This is a genomic window from uncultured Clostridium sp. (genome assembly GCF_963527835.1).
Taxonomy (GTDB): domain Bacteria; phylum Bacillota; class Clostridia; order Clostridiales; family Clostridiaceae; genus Clostridium.
This window is the reverse complement of the sequence record NZ_CAURTC010000011.1, coordinates 21635-36721: the sequence shown is the minus strand read 5'-3', so window position 1 is coordinate 36721 and position 15087 is coordinate 21635. Positions and strand designations below refer to the sequence as shown.

The following is a 15087-nucleotide window of genomic DNA, read 5'->3' as shown; positions in this document are numbered from 1 at the left end:
GTATAAATTAAAAATCTATTTAACTTCGTATATCCATCCTTCAGGAGCTTCTACATCACCCATTTGGATTCCAGAAAGTATTTCATATAATTTCTTTATTGTAGCTCCAACTTCAGTTTCGCTATGGAACACAAATCTCTTTCCGTTGTAATCTATAGCTCCAATTGGAGTTATTACAGCAGCAGTACCACAAGCACCAGCTTCTGCAAATTCATCTAATTGATCAACAAAAACTTCTCTTTCATATACTGGCATATTTAAATAATGTTCAGCTATATAAAGTAAAGAATATTTTGTTATACTAGGTAATATTGATGAAGACTTAGGTGTTACAAATTCACCTTTTTTAGTTATTCCTATAAAGTTTGCAGCTCCAACTTCATCAATTTTTGTGTGGGTAGTAGGATCTAAATAAATACAATCTGCATATCCAGCATCAGTAGCTTTTTTATGAGCTTCAAGAGAGGCTGCATAATTACCACCAACTTTTTGTTTTCCAGTACCGTGTGGAGCAGCTCTATCAAATTCAGCTTGAACGATAAAGTTGCAAGGTTTTAATTCGCCAGAGAAGTAAGGTCCTACTGGCATACAAAATACTGTAAAAATATATTCAGATGCTGGTTTTACGCCTATATTATCTCCAACTCCCATTATAACAGGTCTAATATATAAAGTTGCACCAGTACCGTATGGTGGAACAAAATGTTCATTAGCTTTAACAACTTGCATACATGCGTCTATAAATTTTTCTTCAGGAATATTTGGCATAAGAAGTTTATCACAACTTTCATTCATACGAGCAGCGTTTCTATTCGGTCTGAATAATTGTATTTTTCCTTCTTTTGTTGTATAAGCTTTTAATCCTTCAAAAGAGCTTTGACCATAATGAAGAACAGTAGAAGCTTCACTCATTTTAAGCATATTATCTTCTACAAGCTTACCATCATCCCATTTACCATCTTTCCAAGTTGAAATATAACGATAATCCGTTTTTATGTAACTAAATCCTAGTTTACCCCAATCCATATCAACTTTTTTCCCCATTTTACATTCCTCCATATCTATAGGCTTATTGCCTTTACTTAATACCTTTTATTCTAACACTACTAAAACAAAAATTCTATAGTTGAGCATAAAAAGTATATATTTATTACTGAATCAATAACAAAATTATAAAAATATTGATAAATTTATAATTATTTCCAAGGCTCTGCATCTGAAGGCATTCTCCAATCACCTCTGGGGCTTAAAGAGATACTTCCTACTTTGGGGCCATCTGGTAAGGCGCTTCTTTTAAATTGTTGAGTGAAAAATCTCCACATAAATTTATTAAGCCATTTTTCAATTTCTTCATAACTATAATCATCTTTAAAGGCTTCCTTAGCTAAAAATAAAATTCTATCTTTTGATGATCCATTTTTAATAAAGTGATATAAGAAGAAATCATGTAATTCATAAGGTCCTACTATATCTTCAGTTTTTTGTGTTATTTCTCCATTTGCATCATTAGGAAGTAATTCTGGACTTACAGGAGTATCTAAGATATCAATAAGTGTTTTACTAACTTCTGAATTAGATTCCTTTTCCGCAACATATCTAACCAAATATCTAACTAATGTTTTTGGTATAGATGGATTTACTGAATACATTGACATATGATCACCGTTATAAGTACACCATCCAAGAGCTAGCTCAGATAAATCACCAGTTCCTATTAAAAGACCTTGTTCTTTATTAGCTAAATCCATTAGAATTTGAGTTCTTTCTCTTGCTTGAACATTTTCATAAGTAACGTCATGAATATTTTTATCATGCCCTATATCTTTAAAATGTTGAAGAGAAGCATCTACTATATTTATTTCCCTTAAATCACAATTTAATTCTTTGCATAAAGTTAATGCGTTATTATAAGTTCTATCTGTTGTACCAAACCCAGGCATTGTTATAGTAACTATATTATGCTTATCTAAATTAAGTAATTCAAAAGTTTTAACTACAACAAGAAGAGCAAGGGTAGAATCTAGTCCTCCAGAGATTCCAATTACGGCTTTTTTAGAGCCAGTATGTTCAAATCTTTTTGCTAAAGCAGCACTTTGGATATTGAATATTTCTTTACATCTCTCTTCACGTTCACATTTAGATGAAGGCACAAAAGGATGTTTATTTATAAATCTATCAAAGTGGTCGATATTAGTACAACCAAATTTAAAGTTTATTATATGCGGTTTTTTTCCTGTGAATTTAGTGGCATCTCTAAAACTAAGATTTTTTAGTCTTTCAGATTTAAGTCTAAATATATCTACACAAGAGTAAATAACTTCATTTTCTCTTTGGAATCTTTCATTTTCTTTTAAAATAGAACCATTTTCACTTATCATTAAATGTCCGCTGAATAGTAAATCTGTAGATGATTCATGTACTCCAGCAGAAGCATATATATAACTGCAAAGACATCTAGCACTTTGGTTTGAAACAAGACTTTTTCTATAATCTTTTTTGCTTACCAATTCATTTGAAGCAGATAAATTTCCTATTATATGTGCTCCTAGTAGAGAAAGGTATGAACTAGGTGGTATAGTTACCCATAAATCTTCACAAATTTCAACTCCAAAATTAGCTATTTGAGAAGAGAAAATAAGATTTATTCCAAAAGGTACATTTTTTTGAATAGGTAAATCTATTTCTTGTGTTTCTAAAGAAAGTCCCTCTGTAAACCATCTTTTTTCATAAAATTCACTATAGTTAGGTATATATGATTTAGGGACTATTCCTAATATTTTACCTTTGAAAAGTAAATAAGCACAATTATAAAGCACACTATTTATAAGTAATGGTGCTCCTAGTGCAATCAACATATCGCAATCTTCTGTAGCATTTAATATTTGATTTATTCCAGTTATTGATTTGTTTAATAAAGTATCATTTAAGAATAAATCTCCACAGGTATATGAAGTTACACAAAGTTCTGGAAAAACTATAAACTTACTATTGTTATTTTTAGCATCATCTATACATTTCAAAATATTAGATATATTATAGCCAATATCTCCAACTTTAGTTTTTGGACATGCAGATGCAACTTTTATAAAATCCATATTAAATCAACTCCAATTTTTTAGTATATGCTTTTAGTATAACCAAATAGCATTTGTATATATAATCATAATATGCTGAAAATTATATAAAATCAATTGGAATATGTCCGATAATAGTATATATGGTATTTTAAAGAAAAATGAGGGATGATAAATAATATTTTAAAAGATAAAATATATATTGTAATAAAGTAATTAATACTGTATAATAGAGTTATATTAAAAAAATAATTATTGCATATTAATTATATGGTATACTAATATTAAAGAGTTTAGGAAATAAAAGAAAAGGGGGTGAAGGTGATGGGAAGTATAATCTTCTGGATTATAGTTGCAGTTGCAGCATTTGTGATTGATATTTTTACTAGCAGTTTTTTATTTGTATGGTTTTCCATAGGAGCGCTTACGGCAATTTTTGCAGCAGGATTAAAAGCTACTTTTTTGCTTCAAGTAATAATATTTTTAATAGTAGGAATAATATCAATATCAATAGGATATCCATGGATAAGAAAGAAATATAAAAATTCAGAACATAGGGTACCGCTTATGGAAGAAACTTATATAGGTAAAGTCATAACAGCAGAAGAAAATATAGACCAAAAAGCAACCTTAAAAATCAATGGTATATATTGGACTGTAGTTAATGAAGGGGAAACTATTCAGGCAGGCGAAAGATTCATTATTACAAGCATTGATGGCGCAAAATTTAGAATTAAAAAATTAGAGGGGGAAAACAAAAATGTTTAGACTTATAGGATTACCACTAATATTAATATTTATAATATTTACAATATTTTCGTCAATAAAAATAGTAAATACAGGGTATTTATGTGTTGTAGAAAGATTTGGACAATTCAGTAGAGTACTAGAACCGGGATGGCATTTCTTAATACCTTTTGTTGACTTTGCTAGAAAAAAGGTTTCAACAAAACAACAAATTTTAGATGTACCACCACAATCAGTTATTACTAAAGATAATGTAAAAATTTCAGTTGATAATGTAATATTCTTCAAAATGCTAAATGCTAAAGATGCGGTGTACAACATAGAGGATTACACATCTGGTATAGTTTATTCAGCAACAACAAACATAAGAAATATTCTAGGTAATATGAGTTTAGATGAAGTCTTAAGTGGTAGAGATTCAATAAATCAAAACCTTTTAAGTATAATAGATGAAGTTACTGATGCATATGGTATAAAGATTTTAAGTGTTGAAATAAAGAATATTATACCACCTGCTGAAATTCAACAAGCTATGGAAAAACAAATGAGAGCTGAAAGAGATAAGAGAGCTATGATACTTCAAGCAGAAGGTCTTAGACAATCACAAATAGAAAAGGCTGAAGGAGAGAAACAATCTCAAATACTTAAAGCTGAAGCGGAAAAAGAAGCTAACATTAGAAGAGCAGAAGGATTAAAGGAATCTCAATTACTTGAAGCAGAAGGTAAAGCTAAAGCTATTGAACAAATAGCTATTGCAGAATCAGAGGCTATAAGAAAAGTTAATACTGCGATTATTGAATCTGGTACTAATGAAACAGTTATTGCTTTAAAGCAAGTTGAAGCTCTTAAAGAAATGGCGTTAAATCCAGCAAATAAGCTTATATTACCAAATGAAACTTTATCATCACTTGGAAGTATAGCAGCGATTGCAGACACATTAAAAGATTTTTCAAAAAAGAAGAATGACTAAAAACTTATAAAATTAATTTTAGGCATATTAGGTTTGTTACCTAATATGCCTTTTTAGTGTGTATGAAATTATAAATCTTTAAATTTAAGTAAGAATAAATTTAGAGGAAGGTAAGTTGGTATTAAAAGTGCAAATAGAAAGATTAGATTTTTAATTTTTAAAGTCTATTTATATCTTTTCAATTTTGATGTGAATTATTTTTTGTTGTAAAATTCAATTGTGTAAAAAATATGTAAAATGAATAAATTATATACTATTTATGCATAAAAAGTAATAGAGAATAAATAGGTTATTGTGGCAAATTAACACAAAATAAGCAATTATAAAGAAATATGTGGACAAGTTGCAACTGCATAGAATATAATATAAATATAGATAATGCAGGAAATGATAAAAAATAATTCATTTAAATATAATTGGGGGATTTTATGAAAGATAAAAAAGAAAAAAAAGTTAAATTAGGCTTGACTACGAAGGTGTTTATTGCATTAATACTAGGAGCAATTTGTGGCATAATTTTATATAACTTTGTTCCAAAAGGAACTATTAGAGACGTTATTTTAATTGATGGGGTATTTAAGATATTAGGAAAAGGATTCTTAAGAGCAATGCAAATGCTTGTAGTGCCTTTAGTATTTTGTTCACTAGTATGTGGAAGTTTGGCAATAGGTGATACTAAGAAGCTTGGAAAAGTTGGTATAAAGACAATGGTATTTTATATAGCTACTACAGCAATTGCTGTAACTATAGCTATTAGTGTTGGAAAACTTATAAATCCTGGAATAGGTCTTGATATGTCTAGCGTTCAAATAGCTGAACCAACTATAGCTGAAAGTAAAGCATTTTCTGATGTGATTTTAGATATAATTCCAATAAACCCAATAAATTCATTAGCAGAAGGGAATATGCTTCAAATAATATTTTTTGCGATGATGGTAGGAATTATTTTAGCTACTTTAGGAAAGAAAACAGAAATAGTAGCTGATTTCTTTAAGGCATGTAATGAAATAATGATGAAAATGACAATGATTGTTATGGAAGTTGCGCCTATAGGAGTTTTTTGTTTAATAGCAACTACATTTGCAACTATTGGATGGGATGCATTCACTCCGATGTTAAAATATATGGGTGCTGTTTTCTTAGCTTTAGCAATACAGTGTTTAGGAACATATATGATAATGCTAAAAGGATTTTCGAATCTTAATCCGTTGACATTCCTTAAGAAATTTGCACCTGTAATGAGTTTTGCATTTTCTACAGCAACATCAAATGCAACTATTCCTTTATCAATAGATACGTTAAGTAAGAAGATGGGGGTATCTAAGAAAATTTCATCTTTTACTATACCGTTAGGAGCAACTATAAATATGGATGGAACCGCAATAATGCAAGGAGTTGCTGTTGTGTTTGTAGCGCAAGCATTTGGAATAAATCTTGGCGTGAGTGATTATATAACAGTAATACTTACTGCAACATTGGCATCTATAGGGACAGCAGGAGTACCAGGTGTTGGACTTATTACATTATCAATGGTATTTAATTCAGTAAATTTACCTGTAGAAGGTATAGCATTAATAATGGGGATAGATAGAATTTTAGATATGACTAGAACTGCTGTTAATATTACAGGTGATGCTGTTTGTACAACTATAGTAGCAAAACAAGAAGGCGAATTCAATGAAAAAATATTTGAAAGTCAAGATGAAGAAATAGATGAAAGTATTATAGAAGTTTTATAAACGAATATTGAAATAAAGTACCTTGAAATGATAACAAAATCATTTCAAGGTACTTATTTTTAGTCATATGGTATATAGAATAATTAAGAATGAAAACTTTAGATTATAGTAATATTTATAATAATTAACTATTATTATGAATTAATATTATGAAATAAAGAATTGACTTTAAATTTATTAGTACTGATTAGTCTAAAAAGATTGAATAAAACATCTAAAAGTATTAAAATATGATACATAAGTAAAATACAATGAAAGTTATAAGTTTTTGTTTGAGGTGAATAAATGAAAAAGAGAAGTTTAATAATATCAATAGGTTTAATTTTTATTTTAGGATTTGGTTTAATCGGGTGTGATTTACAAGATGATTATGTTTTAACTGTAAAGCAATCGGAAGATGAAACACCATCTGCTGAAAAAGTTGATGACATATTTGATTCAGATGATATTCAAGAATTAAAAGACAAATTAAGAGATAGTCCATCTAAAATAGCAGATAAAATGGACGAGTTTGACGAGGATAAAGAAAGAATGATGAAAGAATTCGCAGATAAGGCTGATGAATTAACAGATAAATTAAATCAAGCTGATCTAGAAGGTAAGAGTGAAGATCTAAAAGATAAATTCGATGAAATAACTGATAAATTAGATGAACTTAAAGAAAATGTTGATGAAGTTAAAGATAAAATTGAAGACAAAAAAGATGAGGATATTGTTGATAAAACAGATATAACAGATTTAAAAGATCAATTTGAATTACAAGTTGAAAATTTACAAAATGCACTTGATAGATTTGGAAAGAAATAAAAATTATAATATGTTTTAGTAGCGTGTTAATATATATAAAAACATGTTTAAAACAGAACTAATAATCAAAAAATATGCTATCAAAAATAGGGTATAAGGAATAGATATATATTATTTCCTTACACCCTGTTTTCATAGGTATTTTTAAAAATTAATTAGTAAATAGTACTAATTTAAGAGACTAAATTTTTATCATATATAAGTAAGGATTAATTATATTATGCTCCTATTTTATTTAATTCATACTTATTTTTATGATTAATATTTTCTAAAACATTTAAATTTTTTCTCAAAAGTAATAATGAAAATATTAAAACTACAATTTCAGAAACTATTGTGCTAATCCAAATTCCATTTCCGCCAAATAAAAATATCATAAGAAATAAAGACATAGAAAGAATAAATAATCCTCTTCCTAAAGAAATCTTACATGCATCAATACTTTTTTCTAAGGATGCTAAAAATCCGGATGTAACAACATTAAAACCTAGTATTAAAAATGATATAGAAAAAATCTTAAAAGTATGAGTGGTGTAGTTAAATAGACTTATATCTGATTTATCGATAAACATAAGTACTATAGGTTCAGTGAAAAATATACATATTAAAAATATAGATATAGAAGACACTAAAACTACTTTTAAAGATAGAGAAAATAAATATTTAATAGTTTTTTTATCGCGTGTTCCATAATAATAACTACATAATGGTTGAAGACCTTGCGATATTCCTAGCATAGTAGATAAAACCATGGTATTTACATAAGAAATAACACTATAAGTTATTAAAGCATCTTCTTTTAAAAATATTAATATGCATTGATTAAATAATAATATTATAATTCCAAGACTAAGCTCAGTGGCACAGTCAGAAAAACCTATTGACATTATTTTTTTTATAAATGGCATTTCAAATTTAAACTTACAAAATTTTAATTTAGAGTTTTTCCCTAAAAAGTGAACCATAAAAAACACAAAAGAAAATAAACGTGCTAGTCCAGTTGCTAAAGCGGCACCTTCAAGTCCCCAGTTAAATTGCATGACAAAGACATAGTCTAATACTATATTAGTTAAAGCAGATATGATAACTCCTATTGTAGATAAATGAGGATAACCATCTGTCTTTATAAGCACTTCTAGGGCGTAAGATACTATGTAAAAAACTATAAAAAGTATAATTACACCTAAATAGCTTTTAACCATTGGCAGTATAGAATTAGTTGCTCCTAGAAACAAACATATTTCATCTAAAAATATAAGACTAAGTATGCAAATGATGCTGGATATTATTGTGAGTAATGCAATTGTAATTGAAAAATACTGTTTAGCCTTTTTATTTTCACCTTTACCTAAAGCTATAGAAATTACAGTAGAAGATCCGATTGAAAACAATACAGATAATCCAAAAATAAAATTTGTATATGGCATAGCTAAATTTACAGCGGCTAATGCTTCAGAGCTTACCCCTTTACTTACGAATATAGCATCTACCATTATATATAAAGCAGAAATCCACATAGAAGCAATTGAAGGGATTACATACTTAAAAAAATCTTTGTTTAAAGTAGTGTTATTGTTTTTTGATAATATTAAATTCACTCATTTTACCTCCTTGTTCAAACAATACTATAAGCTATGGTATAATACACAGGTCAAACGCTTTTTAGAAAAAATAGGGGGGAATGTTTGTGAAGCGTTATTATAGAATTGGGGAATTATCAAAATTATATGATATTGGAAGAGATGCAATTAAATATTATGAAGAGCTTAATATTTTATTACCTACAAGAGATAGTAATGGTTATAGAAATTATAGTATAGATGATGTATATAAGTTAAACCTAATAAGAGAGCTTAGAAATCTAAATATACCTATGAAAGAAATAAAGGAATATTTAAAAGAAAGAAATCTAAAGTCTACACAAGAAATGTTAGTAGAAGAGATTAAAATAGTGAATGAAAAAATAGATGATTTATTAAAACAAAAGAAAAGTATAGAAAACAGATTATGTGTTATAGAGAAAGGAATAGCTAAAAAAGATTTTGGTGTTATAAAAGTAGAACATCATAAAACAAGAAAAGCTTTAATCTTAGATGGAAACGTAAATGTTAATGAAAATATAGATTTTTTAATTCAAAAATTAAGAAAAGAATTAAAAGAAGGTTTTTATATGTTAGGGAATAACAACATAGGTTCTATATTTGATTTTGAAAGTTTAAAAAAGGGGATACTAAATAAATATAAGCATGTTGTAGCTTTTTTAGATGATGAAAGTGATAGATTTAATTTTGCATTATCAGAGGGGATTTATTTAACATGTACTTATAAGGGAAGTTATGATAATAACCAAATATATTTACCTGAAATTTTTAAATATGCAGAAGAGCAAGATTATGAAATTATAGGAGATCCTATGGAGATATATAAAGTTGATATATATGAAACTAACGAAATTAAAGAATTTATAACAACTTTACAAGTTCAAGTTAAGAAAAAATAGAAATTATAATACTTAGTAAAATAATACTATGTTTTATTCAGAAGATTTATATAAGGAGAGATTAGTTAGTAGAATTTTAAAGGAAACTCGCTTCTTAGATAGTGTTAAGTAAGTTTAAGGATAAAAATATAAAATGTACTGTGTGAAAGTTCATGTTTCAAAATGTAAAATTTGAGACATGAACTTTTTTATAACGCTAAAAATAAATTCTGCTATTATTAAGTTAAATAATTATTAGAATTTATTTAATTTGTAATCAAGAATTAAATTGAAAGAAGGGGGTTGATTTTATCACTTTACTATGATAAAGTAATAAATAAGAGAAGCAATCAAGGGGGAGAATTATAATGATGAATAAATTATTAAAAAAATTATTAATAGTATCATGTGTTGCTACTATTGGGGTGAATTTAGTAGCATGCAAAAGCAATAAACAAGAAAGTGCGTCTAGTAAAAATGAAATAATAATCGGAATGGATGATACTTTTGTTCCGATGGGATTTAAAGATGGAAGTGGAGAAACAGTAGGTTTTGACGTAGATATTGCTAAGGCAGTAGGAGAAAAACTTAATAAAGAAGTTAAATTTCAATCAATTGATTGGAGTATGAAAGAATCAGAACTTAATAATGGAAATATAGATTTAATTTGGAATGGATACTCAATAACTGATGAAAGAAAAGAGAATGTAGAATTTTCTAAAGTTTATTTAAATAATAGACAAGTTATTATAACGTTAGCAGATTCTAAAATTAATAGTAAAAATGATTTGATTAATGCTAAAGTTGGAGCTCAAAATCAATCAAGTGCGGTGGATGCTATAAAAGCAGATGGTGATATGATGAGTAAGTTTAATGGTGAAAATGTAATTACATTTGAGACTAATAATGATGCATTGATGGACTTAGAAGCAGGCAGAATAGATGTAGTTGTAGCTGATGAGATATTAGCTAAATATTATACAAATGAAAGAGGAAAAGAAAAATATAAAATATTAAATGATGATTTTGGGGTAGAAGATTATGCTGTTGGAATAAGAAAAGGAGATACATCATTTGTTCAAGAATTTAATGATGCTTTAAATTCTGTAATAGAAGATGGTACAGGAGCAAAAATATCAGAAAAATGGTTTGGTGAAGACATAATAGCTAGATAAGAAGGAGGAGTTACCTTGAATTATATATTATCACTAATGCCTCAAATATTGGAAGGCTTAAAAGTTACATTAGAAGTTTTTGCATTGACATTAATATTATCTATTCCTCTTGGGATTGTTGTAGCACTAGCTAGAACATCAAAATTTCTGATACTAAGAAAGTTAACTGGCATTTATGTGCTTATAATGAGAGGAACTCCATTGTTATTGCAAATAGTAATAATATTTTTTGGTTTACCAACCATGGGAATAACTTTTGATAGGTTTACAGCGGCAATATTAGCATTTGTTTTAAATTATGCAGCGTATTTTGGTGAAATATTTAGAGCTGGGATAATATCAATAGACAAAGGTCAATATGAAGCAGCGGAAATGTTGGGATTAACACCAAAAGATACTTTCTTCAGAATAATATTACCACAAGCAGTTAAGAGGGTTATTCCACCAGTAGCAAATGAAATTACAACTCTAGTAAAAGATACATCTTTAGTTTATATAATAGGTTTAGATGAGTTACTAAAAATAGCTAAGATAGCATCAAATAGGGATGTTACATTAATTCCGTTAATATTAGCTGGGGTTGTATATTTAATAGTAATGGGAATACTTAGCAAAGTACTGGAAAAAGTGGAAAAGAAATTTGAGTATTATAACTAGGGAGGATTGATTTTAATGCTAAGAATTAGTGGGGTTGAAAAGAAATTTGGAGATACAGAAGTATTAAAGGGAATTAATCTTAATATTGCATCGGGAGAAATATTAGTCATTGTTGGTCCATCAGGTGGCGGAAAAACAACACTTCTTAGATGTGTTAATGCTCTGGAACAATGTGATAACGGAAAGATTGAAATTAATGGACGAGCAATTTGTGAAAATGGAAAATATGTTGATAAGAAAACTATGTCTGAGATAAGAAAAGATATAGGACTAGTATTTCAAAACTTTAATTTATTTCCACATATGACTGTGTTAGAAAATTTAATAGAAGCACCTAGAAAAGTACTTGGATTAAGTAAAGAAGATGCTATTAAAAAAGCAGAAGAGATTTTAGGTTTTTTAGGATTAGAAGAAAAGGCGAAAAATTATCCTTTTGAATTATCAGGAGGACAAAAGCAAAGAGTTGCAATAGGAAGAGCTTTAGCATTAGAACCAAAAGTTATGTGTTTTGATGAACCGACTTCAGCGCTGGATCCAGGACTTACAGAAGAGGTTGCAAATTTAATAAAAAGTTTAAGTGAAAATGGAATGGCGATGATGATAATAACTCATGATATGGAATTTGCAAAAAGAGTCTCAGATAGGATAGTTTCAATGAATGAAGGAAAACTTATAGATGGATTAATATTTGAATAATAAAATAAATTTACTTGAAATATTGTAGTTTATATGATATTATTAAGTAGTAATATAATTCAAGATTTAATCAGTACTATACATTACCTCTTTTTCAGAGATTAGTCTAGTATTCAGGTTATAATCTATGAAGAGGAGGATTTTATAATGGAAGATAAGAAAATACTTTGTAAAGATTGCGGTAACGAATTTGTGTTCACAGTTGGGGAACAAGAATTCTACAAAGAAAAAGGATTTGACAACGAACCAGTAAGATGTCCTGATTGTAGAAGAGCAAGAAAACAACAAAGAAACAGCAGATAGTAGAAATTAGCAGCTACTAAAAAATGATTTTAATTCATTTTTTAGTAGCTTTTTTGATGTTTATTTAAATAAAATAAAATGGAGGATAAAATTGAATATAATTATTGCAAAATTCAAATCTATAAAAAGATATATAAGCACTTTTTTTCTATGGGTTGTTGTTGCTGGAATTACAGGTCTATTAGGTGGTTTTATAGGAAGTCTTTTTCATCTTAGTGTTGAATATGCTACTAATTTTAGAATACAAAATGATTGGATAATATTTATGTTACCACTTGGTGGTACTCTTATAATATGTTTATATAAAATATTCAAATTGGGAAGTGATATAGGCACAAATTTAGTCATAGACTCTATTCGAACAGACGGAAAAGTACCTTTTTCTATGTCTCCTCTTATATTTATAAGTACCGTAATAACTCATCTTTTTGGAGGATCAGCTGGTAGAGAAGGGGCAGCTTTGCAACTTGGAGGTAGTATTGGTTCACAAGTGGGAAAAATTTTGCATCTTGATGAAAAGGATATGCATTTAATTACTTTGTGTGGAATGAGTGGTGTTTTTTCTGCATTATTTGGTACACCATTAACAGCAACATTTTTTGCTATGGAAGTTATAAGTGTGGGGGTTATTTATTATTCTAGTTTTATTCCATGTATAGTTTCATCAATTGTTGCTTATAAAGTATCATTGTTTTTTGGTCTTGAACCAGTTCGTTTTAATATAAACGTTATTCCGAATATTTCAACAGAGAATATAATAAAAGTTGCAATATTAGGTGCTTTATGTGCTTTAGTGAGTATTGTATTTTGCGAAACTCTACACAAAACTAATAAATTTTTAAGCAATATAATAAAAAATGATTATCTTAGAATAGTTTGTGGTGGATTGGCTATAGTTGCACTTACATTTATTGTAGGATGTAGAGATTATAATGGAGCAGGGATGGACATTATAGCTAACGCAATTAATGGACAAGCAAAACCAGAAGCATTTATTTTAAAGATTATTTTCACGGCTATTACTATAAGTGTTGGATACAAAGGCGGAGAAATAGTTCCTACTTTCTTTGTTGGTGCCACCTTTGGATGCGTAGTAGGAAAATTAATTGGTTTAGATCCAGGCTTGGGAGCTGCAATTGGACTTGTTGCTTTATTTTGTGGGGTGGTTAATACGCTTATTACATCTGTGATATTAAGTATAGAACTTTTTGGTTCTGGTGCCCTTATTTTATTTGCTATTGCTTGTGGTGTTAGTTATATGCTATCAGGATATTTTAGTCTTTATAGTAGTCAAAAGATAGTTTATTCAAAACTTAAAGCTGAATTTATAAATAGAAGTGCTGAGTAATATTTTATATTACTAGCACTTTTTTATGTATTTTTAAGATTGTAGTATTATGACCAAATGTTATGATATACTATTAAAAATTAGATTATAATAAAAAATTTAGTGAACTATCATATACATTAGGGAAAAATTGAGGAGTTGATATTGTGAATAGAATTAAATTAAATGATAACTTTGAACTTTCGAGGATTGTTCAAGGTATGTGGAGAGCAAATAAATGGGATAAAAGTCCAAAAGAATTACTTAAGTTTATGCAAGAATGCGTTGAGCTTGGAATTACATCTTTTGATACTGCAGATATATATATGACTGAAGAGTTACAAGGAAATGCTATGAATTTAAAGAAGTCATTAAGATATAAAGTTGAAATAATAACTAAGTGCGGAATAAAGTTGCCAGGAAGATTGGTGGATTGTAAAGTCCATCATTATGATTCTACTAAAGAGCATATAAAATTTTCAGTTGAAAGTTCGCTGAAAAGATTGCAAACAGATTATGTGGATTTGCTATTAATTCATAGACCAGATTATTTAATGAATCCAGAAGAAATGGCAGAGGCTTTTAATGAATTACATAATGAAGGAAAAGTATTAAATTTTGGAGTATCTAATTTTAAACCATCACAAGTTGATATGCTTCAAGCATATTTAGATTTTCCTCTTGTTACTAATCAAGTTGAAATATCGCCAATGCATTTAGATTCATTTACAGATGGAACATTAGATAATTGTTTGAAGAATAGAATGACTCCCATGGCATGGTCGCCTTTAGCTGGTGGTAAGATATTTAATTTAGAAGATGATAGATGTGTTAGATTAAAGAATACTTTAAATAAAATAAAAGAAAAAAATAAGATTTCATCTATAGACGAAGTTATATATGCTTGGCTTCTACACCATCCTTCAAATATAATTCCAGTTGTTGGTTCGGGAAAAATTGAAAGGGTTAAATTAGCGGTAGATTCATTAAAGATGAAATTAACTCGAGAAGATTGGTATGAAATATGGCAAAGCTCTACTGGAAAAGAAATCAATTAACAAATATTCGTATTATAAAAAGATAAAATATACGTAAAAAAGAGGTTGATTAATT

The 15087-nt window shown here is 28.3% G+C and carries 14 protein-coding genes; 11 read left to right on the top strand and 3 right to left on the bottom strand.

Annotated elements, in window-relative coordinates:
- Positions 1–15: 15 nt before the first annotated feature.
- Together RYM86_RS07740 and RYM86_RS07735 are read right to left on the bottom strand one after the other, a co-directional pair.
- Entirely contained in the window at positions 16–1044 is a 1029-nt protein-coding gene (locus RYM86_RS07740) for a branched-chain amino acid aminotransferase (protein WP_315079274.1), read from the bottom strand.
- A 152-nt stretch (positions 1045–1196) separates the two neighbouring features.
- Positions 1197–3095 (bottom strand): NAD(+) synthase, encoded by a 1899-nt coding sequence (locus tag RYM86_RS07735; RefSeq protein WP_315079273.1) that lies wholly within the window; start codon positions 3093–3095, stop codon positions 1197–1199.
- Positions 3096–3398: 303 nt separating this feature from the next.
- Here RYM86_RS07735 and RYM86_RS07730 point away from each other — a divergent pair, with 303 nt between their 5' ends.
- The 4 genes from RYM86_RS07730 to RYM86_RS07715 all read left to right on the top strand — a co-directional run bounded on the left by RYM86_RS07730 (position 3399) and on the right by RYM86_RS07715 (position 7337).
- The gene (locus RYM86_RS07730; protein ID WP_315079271.1) at positions 3399–3842 is read left to right on the top strand and encodes an NfeD family protein; all 444 of its coding nucleotides are present in this window, start codon (positions 3399–3401) and stop codon (positions 3840–3842) included.
- Entirely contained in the window at positions 3835–4791 is a 957-nt protein-coding gene (locus tag RYM86_RS07725; protein ID WP_315079269.1) for an SPFH domain-containing protein, read from the top strand. Before RYM86_RS07730 ends, RYM86_RS07725 begins: the two co-directional genes overlap by 8 nt.
- 428 nt (positions 4792–5219) lie before the next feature.
- Entirely contained in the window at positions 5220–6530 is a 1311-nt protein-coding gene (locus tag RYM86_RS07720; RefSeq protein WP_315079268.1) for a dicarboxylate/amino acid:cation symporter, read from the top strand.
- 285 nt (positions 6531–6815) lie between these two features.
- Entirely contained in the window at positions 6816–7337 is a 522-nt protein-coding gene (locus RYM86_RS07715) for a hypothetical protein (RefSeq protein ID WP_315079265.1), read from the top strand.
- Between the two features lie 218 nt (positions 7338–7555).
- Here RYM86_RS07715 and RYM86_RS07710 read toward each other — a convergent pair whose 3' ends face one another.
- A complete protein-coding gene (locus tag RYM86_RS07710) occupies positions 7556–8935 on the bottom strand; it encodes an MATE family efflux transporter (protein WP_315079263.1) in 1380 nt (459 codons plus the stop codon).
- 89 nt (positions 8936–9024) lie between these two features.
- Here RYM86_RS07710 and RYM86_RS07705 point away from each other — a divergent pair, with 89 nt between their 5' ends.
- From RYM86_RS07705 to RYM86_RS07675, 7 genes are all read left to right on the top strand, one after another.
- The gene (locus RYM86_RS07705; RefSeq protein ID WP_315079262.1) at positions 9025–9837 is read left to right on the top strand and encodes a MerR family transcriptional regulator; all 813 of its coding nucleotides are present in this window, start codon (positions 9025–9027) and stop codon (positions 9835–9837) included.
- Between the two features lie 347 nt (positions 9838–10184).
- Positions 10185–10991: an amino acid ABC transporter substrate-binding protein gene (locus RYM86_RS07700; RefSeq protein ID WP_315079260.1), complete on the top strand. Its 807-nt coding sequence runs from the start codon at positions 10185–10187 to the stop codon at positions 10989–10991.
- Between the two features lie 15 nt (positions 10992–11006).
- Positions 11007–11648, top strand: coding sequence for an amino acid ABC transporter permease (locus RYM86_RS07695; RefSeq protein WP_315079258.1), 642 nt, complete (start codon positions 11007–11009; stop codon positions 11646–11648).
- 15 nt (positions 11649–11663) lie between these two features.
- Positions 11664–12344, top strand: coding sequence for an amino acid ABC transporter ATP-binding protein (locus tag RYM86_RS07690; protein ID WP_315079256.1), 681 nt, complete (start codon positions 11664–11666; stop codon positions 12342–12344).
- Between the two features lie 147 nt (positions 12345–12491).
- Complete coding sequence (locus RYM86_RS07685) at positions 12492–12647, top strand: zinc-ribbon domain-containing protein (protein ID WP_315079255.1); 156 nt, start codon at positions 12492–12494, stop codon at positions 12645–12647.
- A 91-nt stretch (positions 12648–12738) separates the two neighbouring features.
- Positions 12739–13995, top strand: a complete 1257-nt coding sequence (locus RYM86_RS07680; protein WP_315079254.1) for a chloride channel protein — start codon at positions 12739–12741, stop codon at positions 13993–13995.
- A 146-nt stretch (positions 13996–14141) separates the two neighbouring features.
- Complete coding sequence (locus RYM86_RS07675) at positions 14142–15032, top strand: aldo/keto reductase (protein WP_315079253.1); 891 nt, start codon at positions 14142–14144, stop codon at positions 15030–15032.
- The last annotated feature ends 55 nt before the right edge of the window (positions 15033–15087 follow it).

Bases quoted from the DNA above. Each gene is read 5' to 3' on its own strand.
- RYM86_RS07740 (WP_315079274.1), bottom strand. From the start codon at position 1,044: ATGGGGAAAAAAGTTGATATGGATTGGGGTAAACTAGGATTTAGTTAC.
- RYM86_RS07735 (WP_315079273.1), bottom strand. From the start codon at position 3,095: ATGGATTTTATAAAAGTTGCATCTGCATGTCCAAAAACTAAAGTTGGA.
- RYM86_RS07730 (WP_315079271.1), top strand. From the start codon at position 3,399: ATGGGAAGTATAATCTTCTGGATTATAGTTGCAGTTGCAGCATTTGTG.
- RYM86_RS07725 (WP_315079269.1), top strand. From the start codon at position 3,835: ATGTTTAGACTTATAGGATTACCACTAATATTAATATTTATAATATTT.
- RYM86_RS07720 (WP_315079268.1), top strand. From the start codon at position 5,220: ATGAAAGATAAAAAAGAAAAAAAAGTTAAATTAGGCTTGACTACGAAG.
- RYM86_RS07715 (WP_315079265.1), top strand. From the start codon at position 6,816: ATGAAAAAGAGAAGTTTAATAATATCAATAGGTTTAATTTTTATTTTA.
- RYM86_RS07700 (WP_315079260.1), top strand. From the start codon at position 10,185: ATGATGAATAAATTATTAAAAAAATTATTAATAGTATCATGTGTTGCT.
- RYM86_RS07690 (WP_315079256.1), top strand. From the start codon at position 11,664: ATGCTAAGAATTAGTGGGGTTGAAAAGAAATTTGGAGATACAGAAGTA.
- RYM86_RS07685 (WP_315079255.1), top strand. From the start codon at position 12,492: ATGGAAGATAAGAAAATACTTTGTAAAGATTGCGGTAACGAATTTGTG.